We start from the raw sequence: 23,890 nt of genomic DNA, 5'->3' as shown, positions 1-23,890 counted from the left end.
AATATCATGTCTAAAAAAATCGCAATTGGCAGTGATCATGCTGGAGTTGAATATAAAGCAACATTAATCACATTCTTAAATGAACTGGGTTATACAGTTCAGGATTTTGGTCCTGCTACTGCTGATTCTGTGGACTACCCAGATTTTGCTCATCCAGTAGCATCAAGTGTTGAAAACAAAGAAAATGAATTAGGTATCCTAATCTGTGGAAGCGCAAATGGGGTAGCTATTACGGCTAACAAACACCAAGGAATCCGCGCAGCAATCTGTTGGCTCGAAGAAATATCAGCCCTTGCCCGTCAGCATAATGATGCAAATATCGTATGTATTCCTGCTCGTTTTATCGACCTAGACTTGACAAAACGAATTGTACGAACGTTCCTAACTACTGAGTTTGAAGGTGGACGTCATGCTAACCGTGTGAATAAAATCTCTTGTGCATAAAAACCAATTAAATCAATAATGAAAAAATATCTTATTCTATCCTTTTTGTTGCCAACATTATTCAGCTGTTCGGTAGCACAACAGGCAAATCAGAAAAAATATGCAGATCTTCTTACAGAAGAATCAGCAAAAAAACATCTTACTGTTCTTGCATCAAAAGAATTTGAAGGACGTGGAACTGGACAAGAAGGTGGTAAAAAAACTGTGGAATATATCGCCAATGTATTCAAAGAACTTGGCCTTAAACCAGCAGTCAACGGTTCTTATTTCCAACCTGTAGAATTGGAAAGGTCTTCTTACGTTGTTGAAAATTTCAACATTAACAACAACAAGCTCACCAATGGTAAAGACTTCTTTGTACAAGGAAACAACAATCTACAAGATTTCAAAGCTTCTGATATCGTATTCGTAGGATACGGAATCCAATCAGATAAATACAATGATTTAACAGGATTAGATATTGCTGGTAAGATTGTATTGGTTATCAATGAAGGTGAACCTACTAAAGACGGGAATTCATTGATCTCTGGCAATAGCACTCCTTCGGATTGGTCAACAAGCCGATTCAAAAGAATTCAAGAACTTAGCAAATTAAAACCTGCAATGATCTTGGCTGTCAATTCCCAAAATGCACAGATGATCGAACGTTTTGGAAATCGATTGACAGGTGGAAGATTTACGCTTAGATCTAACAAGGAAGAAACAAATCAACCGACAATGGGAATCCCTGTTGCGAATATCACTACAGAGACCGCAAATCAAATCCTTGCCGCAAAAAATACCAGTATTGAGAAAGTTAAAGAAAACATCAATTCAACAGGTAAACCAAATTCTTTTGACGTAAAAGCTTCTGTAGACGCTAAAATGGGTGTTAAAAAAGAAGAATTCAATGACCCGAATGTATTAGGTGTAATTGAAGGAACAGATTTAAAGGATGAGGTTGTCATCATCTCAGGTCACTATGACCATGATGGAATCCTTCCTGATGGAACTTTCTTCCCAGGGGCAGATGATAATGGTTCAGGTACGGTAGGTGTAATGGAAGTTGCTAAAGCATTCGCAGCTGCTAAAAAAGCCGGAAAAGGACCAAGAAGAACAATCCTATTCATGGCATTTGCTGCTGAAGAAAAAGGCTTATTGGGTTCAAATTATTACTCGCAACACCCTATCTTCCCATTGAGCAATACAGTGACTTGTTTGAATATGGATATGATCGGTCGTATCGATGATAAACACCTTGAAGGAAACCATAATTACATCCATGCAATTGGATCTGATATGTTGAGCTCAGAATTAAAAGCAATCAACGAAAAAGCAAATAAAGAATATACGCAAATGGAATTGGATTATATGTATGACGATCCAAATGACCCAATGCGTATATATTACCGTTCTGACCAATACAACTTGGCTAAGCACGGAATTCCAGTGATATTCTTCTTCTCTGGATTGCACCCAGATTATCACACGCCAAATGATACAGTGGATAAAATCGACTTCCCTATGATGGTAAAACGTGAAAAACTTGTTTTCCATACGGCTTGGGAAATCGCTAATAGAGATAAAAAATTAGTGGTAGATAAAACTCCTGCTCCTGCTCAATAATCATTCGCAGAACGTATAAAAAAGAAGCACTCTAAAACAGAGTGCTTCTTTTTTTTGATTTTTCTTGCAAATTAAAATCTCATGCATATATTTGTAGTGTACTACCATATTAATACACTAAAGCCATGAGATATGTTAAACATAAAATCATTATCGTATCATTATAAACCAAAAAGGAATATCCTTTGGAATATCAATTCAGACCTTCAACCTGGAAATATATATGGGTTGTTGGGATTGAATGGAGAAGGTAAGACAACATTTCTAAAACTAATCGTAGGCATGTTACTACCAAAGGATGGAACAATTGAATACAATGGACATTTAAGTATAGAACGTTGCCCGGAATACCTCAATGATGTTTATTTTTTACCTGACCACAGTAAATTGCCAGATTTAGCGATTGAGCAATTCGGAAAATTATATGGTGCATTTTATTCTAAATATGACCATCAGCAATTTTTGGACTGTATCAAAGAGTTCAGTATCCCCACCGAAAACAAACTGATAGCTTTGTCCTTAGGACAGCACCGTAAAGTTCACCTTTCTTTTGCATTAGCATGCAATAGTGCCGTGCTCTTAATGGATGAACCTACAAATGGCTTAGATATCCCCTCAAAAGCTATATTTAGAAAACTGCTTTCAAAATATATTAATGAAAATAGAATTTTCTTGATTGCAACGCATCAGATCAGGGATATAGATGTACTACTGGATCATTTACTCATCATGAAGAATGGAAGCTTGGTGTTGGATAAAAATATTTATCAGTTATCCAATCAATTTAAGATTAGCAAATCTCCCTCAGATGCTGAAAATGCACTGTATGTGCAAGATGATTTAGCTGGCCCCTTTTATCTAGTGAAAAATAATAGCGGCGAGGAATCTAGACTAGATATCGAGTTTTTATTCAATGCTTTTACTAACAACCCGAAACCAATTGAACTATGAAACCAATAATTAATTATCTGAACTGCATTTTTGCATCCCATAAATATCTCATATTTTCTATCCCACTATTTGCATTGGTATTATATGGAATAGGGCTATTTTTCTTTTCAGGAGAAATATGGGACCTTCTTAAAAATTCACCTGCTAAATTGGATGACAATGCTCTTATATCCATTTCCAATATTAGCTTTATGAGCTGGACGGTTTCGCTTGTTATTTTCCTCCCATTCTTGCACCTTTTATTTATTCCTAATCTGTTCTATAAAACCTATGACTTTACGCTACCGATTAGTGCTGGTCAGAAGCTTGCCTCATATATTATAATTACTTTGATTATTGCGCTCTATAACTCATTATTTATTTTATTAATGAACTTTTCAATAGAAGCAATTTTAAAAACGTTGTATTTGAATGACATATTGGAAGCATTTGATAGAAAAGGTTTATTATATACTGAGATCAGCAAATATTCTGTTTTTCATAACTCAAAATGGACCTTGGTTTTTTTCACGAAACTATACCTTATCTTCCTTTTCTTTCCATTTTGCTTATTTGCTGGATTATATTTCCGCAAATATAGCCTATTAATTTCTGCAGCTTTTATAGTGTTCGGTGCAATTATAGGTGTCACAATTAGATCATTGATCTGGAATGGATATTCAGAACGGATAACTAATCAATTCTATATCGATTTTTATGATTGGGGTCCCCTATTATTAGCTACCATTCTTTGTTATATAGGATTTTATTACTTTTTAAAGGAAAAGGAGGTTTAGATGAAGTTTGAATCAGACAAACCCATTTATTTACAGATCATCGATATCGTAACGGAGAAAATCTTGACTGGAGAATGGGCAATCGGTGAAAAAATCCTTTCAGTAAGAGAATTTGCCGCAAGTGTAGAAGTTAATCCAAATACGGTCATGAGATCCTATGACAAGCTACAACAAGATGAAATTATCTTCAACAAACGTGGCCTAGGATTATTCGTAGCAGAAAATGCCGTTGAAATTATTCTGAAAGAAAAGAAAGCTAACTTCTTGCAAGTCGAGGCTCCAAAATTCTTTCAGTCAGCAAAATTATTAAACATCAGTATCGAGGAATTAATCGAACTCTATAAATCTAACTAATTATGAAAAAGTCAAATATATTACTATTTACTTCCATTCTAATCATATGGATTTTCTATGTATTTATGGAACCTTTAAGAGCAAATGTATTCATAGATAAATTAACTGGAAAACCTAGGGATCTTTTTTCTGCAATGATCCTTAAACTCGATAAAACAAATGAGATTAAGTACGCAAAACTTGATGGAATCAATCATATAAAAGTGATTGGCAACAATGAAAATTTATATACCGACATTTATTATTCGGATTCAACGAGTGCCAAAGCTTCCTTGATGGGTCAATATAAAGATTTGCATTATGAAAAAATTAAAGATTCCTTGATTATTACCATTCAACCGAATGAAAGAAGATCATTAGACCTCAATGTGGATCCTAATAAATCTTATTCTCTTACTTTTGTAGGAACAACAGGTAGCCTTGGAATTTCCCCAGATGATAGCCCTACGAATGGGGTAAATTCAATCTATCTAAAAAACGCATCAAAAATTAACCTTTCAATAAATAATAGAGAAAAAATCTCTCCCTATTCAGCCTTAAAACTAAACGTTGATGGTAAATCCAGATTTGAAATCGATAATTTTTCCACCAAAAATTTAGATGTTAAATTAAATAATGGTTTATTGATTTTAGAAAAGAATACACAAGTTGATTCTCTTAACGCTGACCTACAAGGTCTGAGCAATATCATCATAGGAAAACATCCAGAAGAAAAACGAGTGAATTCTTTAACCTTAACAGGAAATCTTGATTATTATAACCAGAGAAAACCAAAATAAATGAGATGCAATTATGATATCAAAAATTATTTTGAAGCTCTTCAGCATCTTATTGATCTTTCTGACTGGTTTATTGAATTCAATATTCGATGATAAACCCAGGAACGACCAACATTCTCCTGAAAACAAAATCGAATCAGTCAAACAAATAAATAAAGTCCCGACCGTGGCAAATGTCACAACCATGGCTGGAGTCTCAACCGTGGTCAGAGAGAGTGCCGTGGCTGGTGTCTCAGCTGTGGTCAGAGGGAGTGCCGTAGCTGGTGTCTCAGCCGTGGTCAGAGGGAGTGCCGTGGCTGGTGTCTCCACCAGCCACCAAAATTCCAACGCCGTGGTAGATGTCACAGACATGGTAGTTGGAACAGCCTTGACAGGTTTCTCCAACGGCACCCGTGAGCCAGACGTAGTCGTTAAGATAGCAGTGGCAACTGGGACAACCCTGGTAAGTAGATAGCCGTGGTCAGTAGGACAGCCGTGGTCGGTAGGACAGCCGTGGTCGGTGTCTCCACCGACCACCAAAATTCCAACGCCGTGGTAGGTGTCCCTTCCTTCCACAGCAAACAAACCTCATCGAGGTTAAATGCCGGAGGCATGAAATATCTCTTAAATGCCGTAGGTATGCCATATCTATAGAAATGAAAATCGCCCCAAAAACCAACGCCGTAGGTGTGGCATATTTGTTAAATTCCCTGCTATAATAGTTTCATCCCGATGGGATTATGCTATTTTCGAAAATCACATTTCACGCTATCCAACCCTGTAGGGGTGTAACTATTATAGCGACAAAATAGTTTCTTGAGCTATTTCCTAAACATCAAAGGGCAGAAATAAATTCTGCCCTTCTTTGTTTTTCAAGTTTCATGGCATGGGGTGCAATGTATATTTTTGGATAAAATGTATTTATTCTGGATTATCGGCTGTTGATTCACGAGCCAAGGTAACCTCATCAGGAGCATTTCCCAAATGTTTGTCCAATTCAAACAACGATTCATCTGTAGCACGATCGCCGCCGGCAATTTTTAATTTATCAATCAACTCCATAGCTAACTTCTCTTCCTCGATTTGTTCTTTTACAAACCATTGTGCAAAATTCCATGTTGCCCAATCTTTCTCATCCAAGGACTGATTAACCAAACCATAAATAGCATTCGTATTATCAACCTCATGCTGGAAAACCATATCGAAACATTCCGAAATCGTCTTCGGTAATTTTTTATGTTCAGTAACTCCTTCAACCTTAGGTGTACCCCCTCTTTCCAAGATATACATCATGATTTTGATCATATGGTTTCTCTCTTCCTGAGCATGGCGAAATAAAAAATTTGCTATACCACCATATCCCATTGTATCTGCCCAGCATCCTAAGGATAAATAAATCTGAGATGCTTGATTCTCTTTGGTCATCTGTTTGATCAACGATGTTTCCATCGCTTTTGATAGTCTATTGGTATCCATAATATCTCTTTTTTAGTAGAACAGTTCAATTCTTACTTTGTTTCCGTAAACAACCTTTACTTTTAAACATTTAGATTGTAAATTTGATATTATCTATTAATAAACAAAACCCTACAATACTTGTTCTTTTTTTAAATCAATACACAATATGGCGTTTTTAGATTATTACAATGTTTTAGGATTGGACAAATCTGCCAGTCAAGACGATATTAAGAAAGCATATCGTAAACTGGCCCGGAAATTTCACCCTGATCTTAATCCAAATGATGAAAGTGCAAAGAAAAAATTCCAGGAAATAAATGAAGCAAACGAGGTACTGACCGACCCAGAGAAACGCAAAAAATACGACCAGTATGGCGAAAACTGGAAACATGGTGAGGAATACGAAAAAGCGCAGCAAGAATATGCACGTCAAAGGGGTTCGCGTGGAGGAGCTTCAGCTGGCGGTGGAAATCCTTTCGAAGGATTCGATTTCAATAACTACAACGGAAATTACAATACCGGAGAATATTCAGACTTCTTTGAAGATCTGTTTGGCTCCAGATTTGGTGGAGGAAGAACCTCTGGAAAAAGAGGAAGCTATCGTGGACAAGACTATGAAACTACAGTAGATTTAACATTGCTCCAAGCTTCCCAAACACACAAACAGACTTTCACCGTTAACGGAAAAAATATACGAATTACTGTTCCGGCAGGTGTTGAAGATGGACAAAAAATCCGCCTAAAAGGACAAGGTGGTGATGGTGTCAACGGTGGCCCCAACGGAGACTTGTATATTACTTTTTCCGTGAAACCTGACCCTCGTTTCAATCGTAGAGGAAATGATCTATACACCTCTATCTTAGTTGATCTTCCAACGGCCTTGATTGGTGGGGAAACCATCGTCGATACGCTGACCGGCAAGATCAATGTCAAGATCAAACCTGAAACCCAGAACGGTACAAAAATCAGACTGAAAGGTAAAGGGTTCCCAGTCTATAAAAAAGATGGTGAATTTGGTGATTTATACGCAGAAATCAACGTTAAATTACCGACAAACCTGACCGAGGAACAGAAGAAAATTGTAGAACAATTAGCGGAATCATTAAAATAAGCCATGGAAAAGACATTATTTAGAGTAATCGATATCTGCCGTACCAATAATATAGAACGCACATTTGTTCATGAACTCCATAACTATGGGCTTATTGAAATTATTGTGCAAGAGGAACAAGAGTTCTTAGAAGAAGAGCAGGTATATCATGTGGAACGTTTTTCCACCTGGCATTATGAATTGGACCTAAATGTACAGGGAATTGAAGTTGTCAGCAACCTAATCGATAAGATTGAAGAATTACAACGCGAATTAAGATCTTTAAAGGTTGAAAATAAAGGTGGAATTGAGGATAATTTAGGCATATAGGTCATTTTTTGATAAATTCGCCCTAATTAACTGAAACCATCATGGAAAAAATCTATCAAGGAAAAACAAAAGACGTTTATAGTCTGGGGGACAATCAAATTCTATTGCAATTCAAAGACGATGTTACTGGTGAAAATGGTGTATTCGATCCTGGAGCAAATACAGTTGGCTTAACCATCGAAGGTGCTGGAAAATCTGGCCTTAAGATGACAACCTACTTTTTTGAAGTACTGAACAAATTGGGGATTCCTACCCATTTTATCTCTTCAGATATCGATAAGGTGCAGATGATAGTTAAAGATGCCAAAGTTTTTGGCAAAGGACTAGAGGTCATTTGCCGTTATAGAGCAGTTTGGCAGCTTTTTGAGAAGATATGCAGCGTATTGTGAAGAAGGTCAACCATTGGACAGCTTCGTAGAAGTAACCATCAAAGATGATGAGCGTGGAGACCCTGTTATTTCTGAAGATGCCCTGGAGATGCTTGGACTACTGAACAAACAACAATACCAAGAATTAAAGGAGCTGACCAAAAAAATCTGCGGAATCGTAAAAGATGAATTAGCAAAGAAAGGCCTCGAGCTATATGATATCAAATTGGAATTTGGCCACGATAAAACAAATAACCAAATCATCCTGATCGATGAAATATCAGGCGGAAATATGCGCGTATACAAAGACGGCAATTATGTCCCGCCTTTGGAATTGGAAAAATTGTTTCTAGCTTAAGAGCTTTGAATGGTTGGTGGAGACACCAACCATGGCGTTAAAACCTTATAAACCTGTAAGGTTGGCCCGCCGTGGCTGGTGTCCTCACCTGCCACTGAAAACGTGATTGGCCTTAATAGATGGTTGGTGGAGACACCAACCATGGCATGTTCTTGTCCCATGGCATTTTGACCCTTCCAACCACGGCGACATGTCTAATGTCTTATGTCTTATGTCTAATGTCTAATGTCTATTGTCTAAAGCCTACTGTCCACCAACCCTAAACTCCTTTCTTCTAACAACTTCTCCTCTTCATCATAATACTCCATCACATAATCATTGGGACATAGCTTTAACCTTATCTCCCCTTCCTCACCTTTCTTGATCAATTTAAAATAGGATATCGTTTTATTGGGGCCATAAATATCAAATACCTTCAAATAAATTTTCTTTCTCCCTTTCATCAATTCCAGGTTAGGTTGAATGGTCCAATCCATCCTCTGATTTCCTCACAATCAAAAATCTGCCAGGTAGACTTATATTGCACCTCTTCCTTTAATTCCTTAGCATTGATACCTGCCAAATAATTAAACCTGTCCAAGGCCTTATCTTTGTTATTATCCTCGATTTTTAGCGCATAAAACAACATGCTGATACTTTCTTTATTACCATAAGGAATATAAACATGTTTAATAAACATATCCTCATTAGAAAAATCCTTGATATAATATGGGCCTTTTCATAAAACTTTTCTTCAAAACCTTCTACCTTATACGGTCTTTCCTATGCTTAACTACAACCATATTATACTTCGGCCTATTCTCTGGAACAACAGAAAACATGACCTTATCACCATTTTTGCCCAGACCAACCATCTTCATCATTCGAGTATCCAAGGGATAGTAACTTGTTGTCCGCAAACCGCTCTGACCTGTTTCCCGAGGCTGAAAAGCACGGTATACCCATATATTGACACCTTTTTTTTCATTGAAATACTTGTCCACATCCCCCGTAAAATATCCATCAGTGGCAAATTCTTTCGACCGACATGAAAAAAACAATAGCAATAGCATGCCCAATAGGAGCTTAAAAAGCAACCTAATCCATATTCCCATAAAATATCTTCTTAAAAAAAATGGATCATCCTTTGACCTTTACAGTCAAAAAACAAATCCATCTTCAAGCCTATAATGATTAATTGTTTTTGATTAATTTTCACATTGGTGAAAGATCAAACCTGATCGGAAGCATATATCTGACAGCAACACGTTTGCCATTATGGATTGCAGGCCTCCATTCTTTTTGTGTTTTTTAAAGCGGCAACACTTTGTTGCCCCATGCCATATCCTAAATCTTTAACCACCTTAATATCCTGAAGCTTTCCTTCCGTATCGATTACAAAACTTAGTTCAACAGTACCTCTCGCCCCAGCATCGATAGCAGCTTGTGTATATTGTACATTCTCCGATACCGTTTTTCTAAATTGATTTAACCCACCTGGATATACTGCTGGAAGTTCGACCTTCTCAAAATCCATAACATCATCAACCTTTGATTTTGGTTCCGGAAAAACAATTTTTTCCTCTTCGATATTTTTTGAGCTCACCTCAATAGGCTCAGAAGAACTGCTCTTCTCCTCCTGCACTGTTTCAGAAGCGACTTCTTCAACCTTTGAAACGCTTGAATCTGTCATTGCTTCAGGCCCAGTGGTTGCAATAGTATCTGCAGTACTAGAACTCGACTCCTTATTTGGTGATTTACAATTGATCGTCAGTCCTAAAAGCATAATGGCCATAGGCAAGATCAATAAGTATAATAATCTGTGTTTTGAATTTGATTTATCCTTAAATATCATTTTTATCCTTTCCTTTAAAATAGATTTATTGGAAAACTCATGGCTCAAATGATGAGGATGAATATTCATGGCATAAGCGACTAAAAGCTCCGCATACGCAACCTTGTCTTCAGAAAAATGATTATCTACGATACATTCATGTTGGAATTTAAGCTCATCCCTGATCCAAAACAATACTGGATTGAACCAATTGAATGCACGAATGAGTTCAACAAATAGTATATCATAACTATGACCTTGCTTAACGTGCAATTCTTCATGAGCTTTTATTAACGATTCATCCTTGACTTCAGCTCCAATTTTGATAGAATTGAAAAAGGAATAACTCCCCTGATGCTTCGCAGAAAATTGCTTCGAAAACAATAGTAAGATCCTATATCCTATCAATGCAAGCGTTACAATTACACCAATCCAATAAAACAATCGAACCCAATTATCTAGGATCCAATTCTTCTCCTGAACCATATTTACAGCAATTGGAGCCAGTTCTTGATTAACCTTTCCATTTAAGGAAAGATCCAAGACCGGCAAAGTGACTTGCATCATTTCTGGAACTTGGAAATCTATAAATAAAACCAAGGGAATCAAATAGGCAATAAAAATACTGCTCAATAAATACCAGCGGTTTAAATTGAAAAAAGTCAATCTCTTAAGTCCAAATCTATAGATCAGAAAAAATAATGCAAGAGCCAAGTTTTGATATCAATAGATAATTCATAGCGATCTATTTTATTTCTTATGTTTCTGAATGAGTTTCATGATCTCATCTAAATCCTGCACATCCAATTTCTTCTCTTCCAAAAAGAAAGAGAGCATGGAACTAGCAGAATTCTCAAAATAACCTTGTAACAGTTTTCCGGTTATAAGTTTTTTATATTCTTCTTTTTCAATCTTTGGAAAATAACGATGGCTTTTTCCAAAAGACTCATGATCCACAAAACCCTTTGTCTCGAGAATCCGTACAATAGTAGATACTGTATTATAGGCAGGCTTTGGTTCAGGAAAGATTTCAATGATATCTTTGACAAATCCACCCCCAATATCCCACAAACTATGCATAATTTGCTCCTCGGCCTTTGTAAGTTCTTTTAACTCGTCCATTATTCTATTAATATTTAAAAAAGACAATATTGCCTATAATCGATTATATAACGAATATATAACTAAATATATAGTTACACAACTAAAAACTTAGTTATATAACTATATATAGAATTAAAACACTGATTTTCAGCTAAATAATTTTATTTATATAAGATTAAAAAATTTAAAATGTATCGGAATTGGAGATAAAAAGTTGGTTAATCGTCAAATTTCCATTGTCGATTCGCTTTTTTCGATGATTGTTTTTTCTTGCGATCCAATCGATCTAGGATGACGGATTTAGGCGTTTTGGTAGGAATTCTTTTGGCATTGACTTTTAATGCGTCTTCAATAAGATTAAAGAATCTTTCGGTTACCAATTCTTTATTTTTCAATTGGCTTCTATCGATACTTGAGTCCAATTGCAATAATCCTTCTTTGGAAATTCTATTGGACAATCTTTCAGCAATCAAATCCTTCTGTTCGGCATCAAAAGCCTGAGAATTAGCAACATCCCAGTTCAACATAACCTTAGAGGAAACTTTATTAACATTTTGCCCTCCTTTGCCTCCAGATCTTGAAGTTTTAAAGCTCAGTTCTTGAATTAATAATTCTTTATTTACACGCATTTGTAATAAAATTACAATTTTTTCCATTCTGCATAAAATTTTGCACGACTATATTGATACCATTCTTATCTTTAAGGAAAGAAAACAGAACTTATGAAAATAGGCATTGTATGTTATCCTACCTTTGGGGGCAGTGGAGTTGTAGCAACCGAATTAGGTAAAGCATTGGCTAACAATGGGCATCAGGTCCATTTTATTACCTATAGTCAGCCTGCAAGGTTAGACTTTTTCTCAGAGAATTTATTCTACCATGAGGTAGCAATCAATCAATATCCATTATTTGATTTTCCGCCTTACGAAACAGCTTTGGCAAGTAAACTGGTGGATGTAGTCCGATTTGAAGGGCTAGATTTACTGCATGTACATTATGCCATTCCACATGCCTCAGTAGCATTTTTAGCAAAACAAATCCTAAAAACTTACGGCATCAATATCCCAGTAGTCACCACACTTCATGGTACAGACATTACATTAGTAGGCAAGGATAAGAGTTTTAGTCCTGTTGTTACCTTCTCCATAAATCAATCAGACGGGGTTACTACAGTTTCTGAAAACTTGAAAGAACAAACCCTAGAATATTTTGATGTACACAATGGAATAAAGGTTATCCCTAATTTTATTGACCTACAGCGGTTCCATAATAAAAATCACGAGCACTTTAAAAAAGCAATAGCACCAAACCACGAAAGGGTTATTGTACACACCTCAAATTTCAGAAAAGTAAAAAGGGTTGAGGATGTGGTTCGTATTTTCCATAAAGTTACCCAAGAAGTTCCCAGTAAGCTTCTAATGGTTGGAGATGGTCCTGAACGCCGCAATGCTGAAGAATTGGCCAGGGAATTAGGAATCACCGACAGCATCCGCTTTCTGGGTAAACAAGATGCCATAGAAGAGATCTTGTCTATTGCCGATTTATTCTTGATGCCTTCAGGTTCGGAGTCCTTTGGATTAGCCGCTCTGGAAGCCATGGCATGTAAGGTACCGGTCGTTTCTTCAAATACTGGTGGTCTACCGGAGTTAAATAAAGAAGGATTCAGTGGATTTTTGAGCGATGTTGGTGATATTGATGATATGGCAAAAAATTCAATCTACATATTGGAAGATTGCCAACGATTAAATGAATTTAAAGAAAACGCTTTGCAACGTGCTAAGGACTTTGAATTGAGCAAAATCGTACCAATCTATGAGAATTTTTATTCTGAGGTTATTGAAAAGGTAAAAAAAGGAAACATTTCTAATTAATCGCAAGCAAAAAGTCATATCTTTGGCTTTTGGAACTACTCCAAAAAGCAAATATGAAATACAAACGCATACTACTTAAACTTAGTGGCGAAGCTTTAATGGGCGAGCAAAGCTACGGTATCGACATTAATCGTGTTGCACAATACGCAAAAGACATTCAGGAACTTCATAGTTTAGGCATGGAAATCGCCATCGTCATCGGTGGTGGTAATATCTACCGTGGCCTAAGTGCCGAAAAAGCAGGGATGGACCGTGTTCAAGCAGATTACATGGGAATGTTAGCAACCGTAATCAACTCTATGGCTCTTCAAGATGCGCTAGAAAAGGTTGGAATAAAAACCCGTCTGTTGACAGCCATCAAAATGGAGCAAATCTGTGAACCATTTATTCGCAGAAGAGCTGTGCGTCACTTAGAGAAAGGCCGTATCGTAATCTTCGGAGCAGGAACTGGGAATCCATACTTCACCACCGATACTGCAGCCTCTCTACGTGCCATTGAAATCAATGCTGATGCAGTATTAAAAGGAACCCGTGTAGATGGAATCTATACCGCAGATCCAGAAAAAGATCCAACAGCGAAGAAATTTGACCATATCTCTTTTACCGATGTCTACGAAAAAGGACTCAACGTAATGGATATGACAGCATTTACGCTTTGCCAAGAAAACAACCTACCTATTATCGTTTTCGACATGAACAAACCAGGAAACCTATTGAAATTGGCAAATGGTGAACATGTAGGAACAGTGGTTAGTTAACAATTTAAAGCAAATAATAAATCAAGATATGAACGAATTAATTTCACTTCAACTGGACGACTGCAAAGATGGTATGACGAAAGCTGTAGCTCATACAGAATCTGAGTTAACAAAGATTCGTGCAGGTAAAGCTAGTCCTGGTATGCTTGATGGAATTTATGTTGATTACTATGGAACTTCTACAGCTCTATCGCAAGTCAGCAACATAAACACACCAGATGCAAGAACCATCGTAGTACAACCATGGGAAAAAAACCTCCTTCAAACTATTGAAAAGGCTATCATGGATTCAAATATTGGACTGAACCCGCAAAATGACGGATCAATTATCCGCTTAGCTGTTCCTCCTCTTACTGAAGAACGTCGTCGTGATTTAGTAAAAAAAGTTAAAGAAGAAACTGAAAAAGGTCGAGTAGCGATTCGTAACATCCGTAAAGAAAGCAACGAAGCCATCAAAAAACTTAAAAAATGACGGTGCTTCTGAAGACGAAATCAAAGTAGGCGAAGGTGAAGTACAAAAACTTACCGATAATTTTATCGCTAAAGTTGATCAATTAGCAGAATTGAAAGAAAAAGATATCATGACTCTGTAGTCTGAAAACCAAAAATCTCAGAGTTATTTCTAAAAAAGATAATTATCAAAAATTGATAATTATCTTTTTTTTATGCCGTATACTGTTAAAACCTAGGCTGATGTATTATTATTAATGAATGCTATGCATCAGTAGAGTCTTACCGACCTCAGCTCAGATGTAGAACTATTTAAAAAATGAACTTCATTATTCAAAAATTTAGCTATATTCATTTATTAAAAAACATTCTGCATGACACAATCAAGAAGAAATTTCCTAAAGCTTGCGAGCATGGGATTAGTTGGCGGTCTTGTTGCTCCTCACTTGATTTCCTGCGAAAGCATGAATAAGAAGTCAGGTTCTCCACTTAAAAACATCGGTTTACAGTTATTCACCCTTCGCGATCTGCTATCGCAAAACCCTCAAGAAGTATTAAAATCAGTTTCCAAAATCGGCTATACTCATGTCGAGACATACGGCGCTGACCCCAATACCGGTACTTTCTGGGGCGTTGCTGTTGATGAACTCAAGAAAGCATTGAATGACAACAACCTGAAAACGCATAGTGGACACTATGATTTGGGCAAATATCTAGACAAAGACAGCTCTGATAAAGAAAATATTGAAAAGTATATTGAAATTGCGCATAATCTCGGACAGGAATATATTATCGCTCCAGTACCACCAATGCACAAATTGAATAAACTGAACCAATCAGACTACCAATACATGGCCGAACAATTGAACAAGGCTGGGGAAATGTCCAAAAAGGCTGGTATCACCATGGGATACCATAACCACTTTTGGGAATTCAAAGAATTCGGAAATGGAACAAATGGGCTAGATGTCCTATTGGCATTCACTGAAAAAGATTTGGTAGCATTTGAACTCGACATGTTCTGGATCACTAAGGCTGGCGCAAGTCCGCAATCTTACTTTGAAAAACATCCTGGACGATTCCCATTATGGCATATCAAAGATATGGACAGAGCCTTCTCAACTCCTTTGGACATCAACAAGGTGGATCCTAAAACTGGAAAAAGAGATACTTTGGACCTAATGGAAACCATGAAAAGTATAAAATATACGGAAGTTGGAAGCGGAAGCATTAACTTTATTAATCTTCAGCAATTTGCCAATGAAAGTGGACTCAAATATGCATTCGTTGAACAGGATGATATCTATTCACCTGACAAATATGCAAGTATTAAAAAGAGCTACGACTACGTACAAAAAAACTTTAAATAAAATAAAAAAGGCGGAAAAATATTTTTCCGCCTTTATATTTTTCGCATCTGAGGATTAAAAAACCAAGCGTTCAACCTCTTCAGCACTTTCTTCAACTTTATCTCTTAGTTCATTCTTGAATTCCTGAATTCTAGCTACCAAGCTATCATCACTTGTTGCCAAGATCTGTGCGGCCAAAATACCTGCATTTTTTGCGGCATTTAAAGCGACTGTAGCAACCGGAATACCATTTGGCATCTGTAAGATAGAAAGTACAGAATCCCAACCATCGATGGAATTAGATGACTTCACAGGAACACCAATAACTGGTAATGTTGTGATAGATGCTACCATTCCCGGTAGATGTGCAGCACCACCAGCACCAGCGATAATAACTTTTATCCCTCTGCCAGCAGCTTGTTCCGCAAAATCAAACATACGTTTTGGAGTACGATGTGCAGAAACAATAGTCAGTTCAAAGGCTACACCTAAATATTTTAAAACCTCAATGGCATCCTGCATGACTGGCAAGTCAGACTTGCTACCCATAATAACCGATACTTTTGCGTTTTCCATTTTATCTTATAATTATGCTATTACTTTAATCAATTCCTGAACCTTGCGCGCATTCTCAATCGCTGTTGCACGATCTTGGTTTACAATCGTTACGTGCCCCATTTTACGGAATGGCTTGGTATATTTTTTACCATACAAATGTACATAAACACCGTCTATTGCTAATGCTTCCTCAATACCTTCGTATTTTGCCAACCCTTCATAACCCTCCTCGCCTAGCAAGTTCACCATTATCGCATTTGCCCTAGACTCCGTATTCCCCAAAGGCAAATTGAAAATCGCCCTCAAGTGTTGACCAAATTGTGAAGTGAAATTACCTTCAATGGTTTGATGACCAGAATTATGTGGTCGTGGTGCCAATTCATTTACTAAAATATCACCCTCCTTGGTCAAGAACATCTCAACAGCCAAAACGCCTACAATCTGTAAATCATTGGCAATTTTCATCGCAATACTCTCCGCTTTGGATTGGATATCAAAAGAATAGGTAGATGGAGAAATCAGGAATTCCACTAAGTTAGCTTGAGGATTAAACTCCATTTCTACCATCGGGAATGTTGCCATATCTCCTTTGTCATTTCTAGCAACCATCACCGCGATTTCCTTTTCAAAGTCTACCAGTTCTTCAACGATACTAGGCGCATCAAACGCATCTGCAAAATCAGCTGAAGAATTGATTTTCTTAACACCCTTACCATCGTATCCATCCTTGCGCAATTTTTGAATATATGGCAATTGGATTTGACAGTTCGCCAAACCTTCTTTATTGGAAACAAATTGAAAGGCGGAAGTTGGGATGTCATTTTGTTTAAAGAATTGTTTTTGCAATCCTTTATCCTGAATTAAGCGGATAACTCTAGATTGAGGGAATACGAGTACCCCTTCATTTTCCAAAGCCTCCAATGCCTCCACATTTACCTTTTCAATCTCAATCGTCACCATATCCAAATCCTTACCAAAATTGTAAACGGTATCAAAATCTGAAAGTGAACCCACTTCAAATTGATTGCACAATTTCTTACAAGGTGCATTTGGATCAGGATCCAATACATGAATGTTAACATTAAAGTTTATTGCTTCCTGGATTAGCATACGACCTAATTGGCCACCGCCTAAAATCCCTAGGCGCAAATCACCATAAAAATCTTTCGCCATAATTATACTTGCTCAACCTCCGTCGGAAAAATATCCCCCTTCAGTAAAGACTGTTCTTCTATTTTCTTTTGTAATTCTAAAAATGCACCTATCAGTGCCTCTGGCCGTGGGGGACATCCCTGCACGTAAACGTCAACTGGAATGATTTTGTCAACCCCCTTCACAACATGATAACCGTGCTGCCAATACGGACCTCCGCAATCTGAACAAGAACCCATCGAAATAACATATTTCGGATCAGGCATCTGTTCATACAATCGTTTAATACGATCTGCCATCTTGAACGTTACTGTACCTGCGATGATCATCACATCAGATTGCCTAGGTGAGGGACGTGGAAAAACTCCTAACCGGTCCAAATCATAGGTTGCAGCCATAGCGCCCATCATCTCAATCGCACAACAGGCAATACCAAAACTAATTGGCCACATCGAAGAAAGACGTGCCCAATTGAGAAGGTCATCCATCTTGGCGATAATAACTCCATCACGTTGTTGCAATTGCTTATCTAAACTCATGATTCTGAATTAGGTTTCTTGAACTTAGGTTTAAATCCCATCTTTACTGGGGAAGCCGCCTTTTCAGCTAATACTTCCTGAATTTCCTGCTCCCTAAAATCTCGCACCTCATATTTCCTTGAATTCAAATCTTCATACGCTGAGGATGGAATTCCAACCGGAACAGTAGGTTTTTGATGCGTAGGTTTTATCCAACTGATATCTCCACTCTTCCAAACATAAAGCAAACCAATTATCAAGACGCCCAAAAATATGGCCATTTCAATCAAGGTAAAACCAGCCCCACCTTGAATCTGCAGCAATAAATTCAGCATTCCCAAAAACTGTGGCCCATGGAAAAATAAATATCAACTCCACATCAAACAGCAGGAAAAACTAAAGCAATAACGTAAAAACGAGGGTTAAATTGAACCAAGAAGTTCCTGTGGTCTCTTCACCACACTCGTAAGTACTCAGTTTGATAGGATTAGGATTTTTGGGCGACAGAATTCGTGCTAAGAATATGGTGGCACAAACCAATACGATACCAATGATAGCCATTAAGAGTATCTTACCATATTCCGATATCTGCCCGGGGTCGTCCATGTTGCAAAATTAACAATTAATTTAAATTGTTTGAAAGGATTTTAGCTTTCTTGGCTAATCAATGTATACTAATATACAAAAGAACTCGCCAATCAATATGTAATAAATAAAAAAGGTTGCAGATTTTGCTGCAACCTATATCTTATTCAAGATGTAAATAACCTCTTGTTAGAAAGGTTTGCCTGGCATTTTTGGCATATTGCGCATCATCTTCGCTGCCATTCCAGGATTTGACATCTGTTTCATTACTTTACGCATATCTGAGAACTGCTTCATCAATTTGTTAACCTCATCGATACTAGTTCCTGAACCTTTCGCAATACGATTTCTACGTTTTTGATCGATTGCATCTGGGTTTTCACGCTCAAACGGAGTCATGGAATCAATGATAGCCTCAATAGGTTTGAATGCATCATCATCAATCTCAACATCCTTGATTGCTTTTCCAACGCCGGGAATCATACCCATCAAATCCTTCATGTTACCCATCTTCTTGATCTGCTTGATCTGTGATTGAAGTCGTTGAAATCAAATTTATTTTTGCGGATTTTCTTCTGAAGTTCTGCAGCTTCTTTTTCGTCAAATTGTTGTTGTGCACGTTCTACCAAGGATACAACGTCACCCATCCCTAAAATACGGGATGCCATACGATCTGGGTGGAAGACATCCAATGCCTCCATTTTCTCACCCGTACCGATAAATTTGATTGGTTTATTGACCACCGATTTAATCGATAAGGCAGCACCACCACGAGTATCACCATCTAATTTGGTCAATACTACACCCGTGAAATCCAGACGGTCATTGAAGGCCTTTGCTGTATTAACAGCATCCTGACCAGTCATGGAGTCAACAACAAAAAGGATCTCGTGAGGTTGAGTAGCTTCCTTTACAGCAGTAATCTCATTCATCAAAGCCTCATCAATAGCTAGACGACCAGCAGTATCGATGATAACGATATTATTTCCGTTTCTCTTTGCTTCCTCAACACCGGCAACAGCAATACCAATCGGATCAGTAGACTCACGATCTACATATACTGGAACACCGACTTGTTGACCCAATACTTCCAATTGATCAATCGCAGCAGGACGGTAAACGTCACCAGCAACCAATAATGGCTTCTTGTTTTTCGATGCTTTCAAGAAATTAGCAAGTTTACCCGAAAAAGTAGTCTTACCAGCACCATTCAGACCAGCAATCAAAATAATAGTCGGATTCTTCGTGATCTCCAGTTCGGTAACTGTACCACCCATCAATTCCGTCAACTCATCATTCATGATCTTGGTCAATAATTGACCCGGAGAAATGCTGTTCAATACGTTCTGACCTAAAGCCTTAACTTTAACTTCGTCCGTAAATGATTTTGCAGTCTTGTAGTTCACATCGGCATCCAATAATGCCTTGCGAATTTCCTTCATCGTTTCCGCAACGTTGATCTCCGTAATATTACCCTGCCCCTTTAAAACCTTAAAGGCTCTGTCTAATTTATCCTGTAGATTTGAAAACATCTTTTAACTTTCTATTAATCAATACTTTGCTTAACGGACAGTGAACAACTGGCCATTCTTGATAAACATCTGATTTGACTTTATCCTACAAATATAGCTTTTTGCTTTTTTAATTTCAGATTTGTATGCAATATGGCGGCCTATTATTGCAGTTTTTTATAGATAATCACAATAAAAGCCAAGACCTTTCGATCTTGGCTTATCATTATATTTTTTTGATTATTAATCTCTTCTTCCGAATAGAATCGATGCATAGTACAACAAAGTAACTAAGGCAGAAAGAGCAGCGACTACATAAGTCATGGCAGCCCATTTCAAGGCATCTTTAGCTCCATCATGTTCTTCGGTACTATGGGTAATACGTGAAGCATTCAACCAAGCCAAGGCACGGTTAGAAGCATCAAACTCTACTGGCAATGTTATAAAACTGAACAAGGTGGTCAGCGCCAATGCTCCAACTCCTATTGCTAGCACATAAACATTTCCTGAAAAAGCCATCATGATTACACCAATCATCAACACCCACGTCGTCAAACGAGATGCTACACTAACGATTGGCACCATCGCCGAACGAAATTGCAACCAAGAATAAGCCGTAGCATGTTGAACAGCGTGGCCACATTCGTGGGCAGCAACCGCAGCAGCAGCAACCGAACGACCATGATAAACATCAGGGCTCAAGTTCACGGTCCTGTTAGCGGGATTGTAGTGATCTGTTAATTGACCTTCCACAGAAATAACCTGAACATCGTTGATTCCATTTTCATTTAGCATCTTTTGAGCAATCTCTGCCCCAGATAGCCCGGAGGACAATGGCATCTCCGAGTATTTCTTAAACTTATTTTTGAATATAAACTGAACTATCCAGCTTACAACCATTATTCCGATAAAAATTATCCAATACATATCTTTAATATCTTATATTCTTTTTCAATTATACTATCAAAACTAATTCCAATCCTGTTATCCCTACAAAGAAAGAAAAAAATAGCACTAAAACAAGTCGAAATGTACATAAAATAGACAAATTGACAGAAATCAAACTAAATGTACAGACATGAAAAAGGCCCGCAATACTTGCAGGCCTTTTCTATTTATCCTATTTAATTATCCTAATTGAAACATCATGTTATTCTCCTCGATCATTTTTCGGAGATTACTCAATGCATATCTCATCCTTCCCAATGCTGTATTGATGCTTACATCTGTAATATCGGCAATATCCTTAAAGCTCATATCACAGAAAAGGCGCATGATCAATACTTCTTTTTGATCATCCGGAAGAAGTTGAATGATTTTCTTCAGATCAACATCGCGTTGGTCTTTTACCATTTTCATCTCTACACTGTCATCCGAAAATTGCAATACTTCAAAGATATCGAAGCCGTCATTGTTTACTACATTTGGCGCTCTCTTTTCTCTTCTGAAATGGTCAATCACCATGTTGTGAGCAATACGCATGACCCAAGGAAGAAACTTTCCCTCATCATTGTATCTGCCTGCTTTCAGTGTATTGATTACTTTGATGAATGTCTCTTGAAATATATCCTCAGCAAGGTATTGATCCTTTACTTGATGATATATTGATGTATAGATTTTCGTTTTATAACGTTCTAATAGCACTTGTAAGGCTCTCTCTTCACCTTTTACATACGCTTGGACCAATTCCTGGTCACTCTTTTTATTCAAATAGTTTCATAATTATGCCTCCACAAATCTTGTAAGAGTTTTCTATGTCTTTGTAATATTTTAGTTTAAGCGTAGTCGTGTTCCGATAGGCATTTTGTTTAAAGTTGTCAAATCAAAAGAGAACTAAAATTTCCGATTATTCAAAAAAAAGGTTAGGTATTTTAACATTTCTTCACATTCAATTTTTTATCACAAAAATGGCTCCAAAGTTATCCCTTGGAGCCACATAATTGTTATTTCTTACTCTATTATTTATATAGAGGGAATTGCGCCATCATTTCTTTCACTTTTCCGTGGATACGGTCAAGTGCCGCATTGTCCGAGCGACTGTTCAATGCCTCATCGATCAATTCACCGATCTGAACGATTTCATTTTCTTTAATACCGCGAGTTGTAATCGCTGCAGTACCGAAACGAACACCTGACGTTACAAATGGAGAACGTGTATCGAATGGAACCATGTTTTTGTTGGTCGTGATACCTGCTAGTTCTAAAACTGCTTCAGCTTCTTTTACCTGAAATATCTTTGTTTCTCAAGTCCACCAACATCAAGTGGTTATCAGTACCTCCGGAAATGATTTGTAATCTTTATCCACAAAGAACTGAGCTAATGCAGCTGCATTAGATTTTACTTGTTGATGTACTGTAAATAATCATCAGAAAGAGCTTCACCGTATGCGATTGCTTTAGCAGCAATAGTGGTGCTCCAAAGGACCACCTTGAGTTCCTGGGAAAACAGCAAGATCTAATAACTGAGTAATGGTACGTGTCTCACCTTTTGGAGTTTTGATGCCCCAAGGATTTTCAAAGTCCTTACCCACCATAATCATACCTCCACGAGGACCACGCAATGTTTTGTGCGTAGTAGTGGTAACGATATGACAGTGAGGAAGTGGATCGTTCAATAACCCACGAGCGATCAATCCAGCAGGGTGAGAGATATCAGCAACTACAAGAGCACCGATTTCATCAGCTACCTTACGGATACGCGCATAATCCCAATCACGAGAATAAGCAGATGCACCTACGATTATCACTTTTGGTTTTTCACGACGAGCAGTTTCTTCAAGCTGTTCGTAATCGATCAAACCTGTATCTTCTTTCACACCATAGAACAATGGTTGATATAATTTTCCTGAGAAGTTAGCTGGAGAACCATGGGTCAAGTGACCGCCATGGCTAAGATCGAATCCTAATATTTTGTCACCTGGTTTCAAGATTGCCAAGAACACCGCAGCATTTGCTTGAGCGCCAGAGTGTGGTTGAACGTTCACCCATTCAGCACCAAATAGTTCTTTAGCACGGTCAATTGCGATAGTCTCAATCTTATCGACTACTTCACAACCACCATAGTAAACGTTTTCCTGGTAGGCCTTCTGCGTATTTGTTTGTCAAAACAGAACCAGCGGCTTCCATAACCTGCTTGCTAACAAAGTTTTCCGAAGCGATAAGCTCAATACCTTCTTCTTGGCGTTTCAGCTCGTCGGCAATTAGATTAAAAATGGATTGATCTCTTTCCATATTGCTATTCTTTATTGGGGATATTAAAATTTCAATTTTGTTGCAAATATAGATAATTACAAAGAAACAGGCTTATAATTACCTAAATTTCTCTGATGTTTTTTAATAATTACAATTTTTACAACACCTACCCTGACTTGTTCTAACAATGACAGGCCGTTAAGCCTATGCTCCGCTAGCCATCTTGCATTGTATCAAATAATTCTTGAACTGCTCTTGCTATACTCTTGTTCCACTCTTGTTCCACTCTCCTTCCACTCTGAGTCCTCTTTCGTTCGCACCTTGTTCGGACCTCGTTCGGATGTATCCCGAAGCAGCTCCGAACAAGGTCCGAACGAAGTCCGAACAAGAGACGAATGAGAGTGGAAGAAGGTAGGACGGAGAGTGAAAGGAAAGTCAGGAGGAAGGCAGCACACGTGCATAAAGGCATCCGCACAACTCTTGCGCTCGCATCTTTGAGTGTTTATCCAGTGTCAAAATAAGATGCTGTTTTAAAAG

27 protein-coding genes and 4 pseudogenes are annotated in these 23,890 nt (G+C 37.7%); 15 read left to right on the top strand and 16 right to left on the bottom strand.

The annotated features are described in order from the left end of the window. Positions 1-6: 6 nt before the first annotated feature. The 7 genes from rpiB to FGL31_RS03210 all read left to right on the top strand — a co-directional run bounded on the left by rpiB (position 7) and on the right by FGL31_RS03210 (position 5,363). A complete protein-coding gene (rpiB, locus tag FGL31_RS03240) occupies positions 7-444 on the top strand; it encodes a ribose 5-phosphate isomerase B (protein WP_138089681.1) in 438 nt (145 codons plus the stop codon). A gap of 18 nt (positions 445-462) precedes the next feature. Next, a complete protein-coding gene (locus tag FGL31_RS03235) occupies positions 463-2,049 on the top strand; it encodes a M28 family peptidase (RefSeq protein WP_138089680.1) in 1,587 nt (528 codons plus the stop codon). Between the two features lie 132 nt (positions 2,050-2,181). Further along, on the top strand, positions 2,182-3,000 hold the full coding sequence (locus FGL31_RS03230) for an ATP-binding cassette domain-containing protein (RefSeq protein WP_138089679.1): 819 nt from the start codon (positions 2,182-2,184) through the stop codon (positions 2,998-3,000). After that, complete coding sequence (locus FGL31_RS03225; protein ID WP_138089678.1) at positions 2,997-3,776, top strand: hypothetical protein; 780 nt, start codon at positions 2,997-2,999, stop codon at positions 3,774-3,776. The genes FGL31_RS03230 and FGL31_RS03225 overlap by 4 nt, the downstream gene beginning before the upstream one ends. Next, the gene (locus FGL31_RS03220) at positions 3,777-4,130 is read left to right on the top strand and encodes a GntR family transcriptional regulator (protein ID WP_138089677.1); all 354 of its coding nucleotides are present in this window, start codon (positions 3,777-3,779) and stop codon (positions 4,128-4,130) included. A gap of 2 nt (positions 4,131-4,132) precedes the next feature. Further along, positions 4,133-4,909 (top strand): hypothetical protein, encoded by a 777-nt coding sequence (locus FGL31_RS03215; protein ID WP_138089676.1) that lies wholly within the window; start codon positions 4,133-4,135, stop codon positions 4,907-4,909. 13 nt (positions 4,910-4,922) lie between these two features. Next, positions 4,923-5,363 (top strand): hypothetical protein, encoded by a 441-nt coding sequence (locus FGL31_RS03210; protein ID WP_138089675.1) that lies wholly within the window; start codon positions 4,923-4,925, stop codon positions 5,361-5,363. Positions 5,364-5,809: 446 nt separating this feature from the next. Here FGL31_RS03210 and FGL31_RS03205 read toward each other — a convergent pair whose 3' ends face one another. Then, positions 5,810-6,364, bottom strand: a complete 555-nt coding sequence (locus FGL31_RS03205; RefSeq protein ID WP_138089674.1) for a ferritin — start codon at positions 6,362-6,364, stop codon at positions 5,810-5,812. A gap of 148 nt (positions 6,365-6,512) precedes the next feature. Here FGL31_RS03205 and FGL31_RS03200 point away from each other — a divergent pair, with 148 nt between their 5' ends. Genes FGL31_RS03200 through FGL31_RS27440 form a run of 4 tightly spaced genes read left to right on the top strand, consistent with a single transcriptional unit; the run spans position 6,513 to position 8,492 of the window. Continuing rightward, positions 6,513-7,457: a DnaJ C-terminal domain-containing protein gene (locus FGL31_RS03200; RefSeq protein ID WP_138089673.1), complete on the top strand. Its 945-nt coding sequence runs from the start codon at positions 6,513-6,515 to the stop codon at positions 7,455-7,457. 3 nt (positions 7,458-7,460) lie between these two features. Then, entirely contained in the window at positions 7,461-7,766 is a 306-nt protein-coding gene (locus tag FGL31_RS03195; RefSeq protein ID WP_138089672.1) for a chaperone modulator CbpM, read from the top strand. A gap of 41 nt (positions 7,767-7,807) precedes the next feature. Then, positions 7,808-8,155: a phosphoribosylaminoimidazolesuccinocarboxamide synthase gene (locus tag FGL31_RS27445; RefSeq protein ID WP_197734067.1), complete on the top strand. Its 348-nt coding sequence runs from the start codon at positions 7,808-7,810 to the stop codon at positions 8,153-8,155. Further along, entirely contained in the window at positions 8,130-8,492 is a 363-nt protein-coding gene (locus FGL31_RS27440) for a phosphoribosylaminoimidazolesuccinocarboxamide synthase (RefSeq protein WP_197734066.1), read from the top strand. The genes FGL31_RS27445 and FGL31_RS27440 overlap by 26 nt, the downstream gene beginning before the upstream one ends. A gap of 236 nt (positions 8,493-8,728) precedes the next feature. Here FGL31_RS27440 and FGL31_RS03185 read toward each other — a convergent pair whose 3' ends face one another. The 6 genes from FGL31_RS03185 to arfB all read right to left on the bottom strand — a co-directional run bounded on the left by FGL31_RS03185 (position 8,729) and on the right by arfB (position 12,065). After that, on the bottom strand, positions 8,729-8,968 hold the full coding sequence (locus FGL31_RS03185; RefSeq protein ID WP_138089671.1) for a hypothetical protein: 240 nt from the start codon (positions 8,966-8,968) through the stop codon (positions 8,729-8,731). Continuing rightward, positions 8,935-9,171, bottom strand: a complete 237-nt coding sequence (locus FGL31_RS03180) for a hypothetical protein (RefSeq protein ID WP_138089670.1) — start codon at positions 9,169-9,171, stop codon at positions 8,935-8,937. Before FGL31_RS03180 ends, FGL31_RS03185 begins: the two co-directional genes overlap by 34 nt. A 64-nt stretch (positions 9,172-9,235) precedes the next feature. Continuing rightward, a complete protein-coding gene (locus FGL31_RS03175; RefSeq protein ID WP_138089669.1) occupies positions 9,236-9,586 on the bottom strand; it encodes a hypothetical protein in 351 nt (116 codons plus the stop codon). 161 nt (positions 9,587-9,747) lie between these two features. Further along, positions 9,748-11,019 carry an energy transducer TonB gene (locus FGL31_RS03170; RefSeq protein WP_138089668.1) on the bottom strand — a complete coding sequence of 424 codons (1,272 nt, stop codon included), beginning with the start codon at positions 11,017-11,019 and terminating at the stop codon, positions 9,748-9,750. 36 nt (positions 11,020-11,055) lie between these two features. Beyond that, positions 11,056-11,427: a BlaI/MecI/CopY family transcriptional regulator gene (locus tag FGL31_RS03165; protein WP_138089667.1), complete on the bottom strand. Its 372-nt coding sequence runs from the start codon at positions 11,425-11,427 to the stop codon at positions 11,056-11,058. 200 nt (positions 11,428-11,627) lie between these two features. Beyond that, positions 11,628-12,065: an alternative ribosome rescue aminoacyl-tRNA hydrolase ArfB gene (gene arfB / locus FGL31_RS03160; protein WP_232046230.1), complete on the bottom strand. Its 438-nt coding sequence runs from the start codon at positions 12,063-12,065 to the stop codon at positions 11,628-11,630. Between the two features lie 66 nt (positions 12,066-12,131). Here arfB and bshA point away from each other — a divergent pair, with 66 nt between their 5' ends. The 4 genes and pseudogenes from bshA to FGL31_RS03140 all read left to right on the top strand — a co-directional run bounded on the left by bshA (position 12,132) and on the right by FGL31_RS03140 (position 15,858). Continuing rightward, positions 12,132-13,280, top strand: coding sequence for an N-acetyl-alpha-D-glucosaminyl L-malate synthase BshA (bshA, locus tag FGL31_RS03155; protein ID WP_138089666.1), 1,149 nt, complete (start codon positions 12,132-12,134; stop codon positions 13,278-13,280). A 53-nt stretch (positions 13,281-13,333) separates the two neighbouring features. After that, positions 13,334-14,038 (top strand): UMP kinase, encoded by a 705-nt coding sequence (pyrH, locus tag FGL31_RS03150; protein WP_099372000.1) that lies wholly within the window; start codon positions 13,334-13,336, stop codon positions 14,036-14,038. A gap of 28 nt (positions 14,039-14,066) precedes the next feature. Continuing rightward, positions 14,067-14,631, top strand: a pseudogene (gene frr, locus FGL31_RS03145) (ribosome recycling factor). A gap of 231 nt (positions 14,632-14,862) precedes the next feature. Beyond that, on the top strand, positions 14,863-15,858 hold the full coding sequence (locus FGL31_RS03140) for a sugar phosphate isomerase/epimerase family protein (protein WP_138089665.1): 996 nt from the start codon (positions 14,863-14,865) through the stop codon (positions 15,856-15,858). A gap of 54 nt (positions 15,859-15,912) precedes the next feature. Here FGL31_RS03140 and purE read toward each other — a convergent pair whose 3' ends face one another. The 9 genes and pseudogenes from purE to glyA all read right to left on the bottom strand — a co-directional run bounded on the left by purE (position 15,913) and on the right by glyA (position 23,392). Next, on the bottom strand, positions 15,913-16,413 hold the full coding sequence (purE, locus tag FGL31_RS03135; protein WP_138089664.1) for a 5-(carboxyamino)imidazole ribonucleotide mutase: 501 nt from the start codon (positions 16,411-16,413) through the stop codon (positions 15,913-15,915). A gap of 12 nt (positions 16,414-16,425) precedes the next feature. Then, a complete protein-coding gene (locus FGL31_RS03130; RefSeq protein WP_138089663.1) occupies positions 16,426-17,568 on the bottom strand; it encodes a 5-(carboxyamino)imidazole ribonucleotide synthase in 1,143 nt (380 codons plus the stop codon). A 2-nt stretch (positions 17,569-17,570) separates the two neighbouring features. Beyond that, a complete protein-coding gene (locus FGL31_RS03125) occupies positions 17,571-18,086 on the bottom strand; it encodes an NADH-quinone oxidoreductase subunit B (protein WP_099371995.1) in 516 nt (171 codons plus the stop codon). Then, positions 18,083-18,400, bottom strand: a complete 318-nt coding sequence (gene ndhC / locus FGL31_RS27435; protein ID WP_262709030.1) for an NADH-quinone oxidoreductase subunit A — start codon at positions 18,398-18,400, stop codon at positions 18,083-18,085. The genes FGL31_RS03125 and ndhC overlap by 4 nt, the downstream gene beginning before the upstream one ends. Further along, positions 18,348-18,626: pseudogene (locus FGL31_RS29555) on the bottom strand (NADH-quinone oxidoreductase subunit A). The gene ndhC and the pseudogene FGL31_RS29555 overlap by 53 nt, the downstream one beginning before the upstream one ends. Before the next feature lie 213 nt (positions 18,627-18,839). Continuing rightward, a pseudogene (gene ffh / locus FGL31_RS03115) lies at positions 18,840-20,182 on the bottom strand (signal recognition particle protein). 222 nt (positions 20,183-20,404) lie between these two features. Then, entirely contained in the window at positions 20,405-21,088 is a 684-nt protein-coding gene (locus FGL31_RS03110; protein WP_138089662.1) for a zinc metallopeptidase, read from the bottom strand. A gap of 201 nt (positions 21,089-21,289) precedes the next feature. Further along, positions 21,290-21,871, bottom strand: a complete 582-nt coding sequence (locus FGL31_RS03105; RefSeq protein WP_138089661.1) for an RNA polymerase sigma factor — start codon at positions 21,869-21,871, stop codon at positions 21,290-21,292. 248 nt (positions 21,872-22,119) lie between these two features. Continuing rightward, positions 22,120-23,392, bottom strand: a pseudogene (gene glyA / locus FGL31_RS03100) (serine hydroxymethyltransferase). Positions 23,393-23,890: the final 498 nt, after the last annotated feature.

The sequence above is a fragment of the Sphingobacterium daejeonense genome, from assembly GCF_901472535.1.
Classification (GTDB): domain Bacteria; phylum Bacteroidota; class Bacteroidia; order Sphingobacteriales; family Sphingobacteriaceae; genus Sphingobacterium; species Sphingobacterium daejeonense.
The sequence above is the reverse complement of the archived record's forward strand: the minus strand, read 5'-3'. Positions and strand labels throughout refer to the sequence as shown.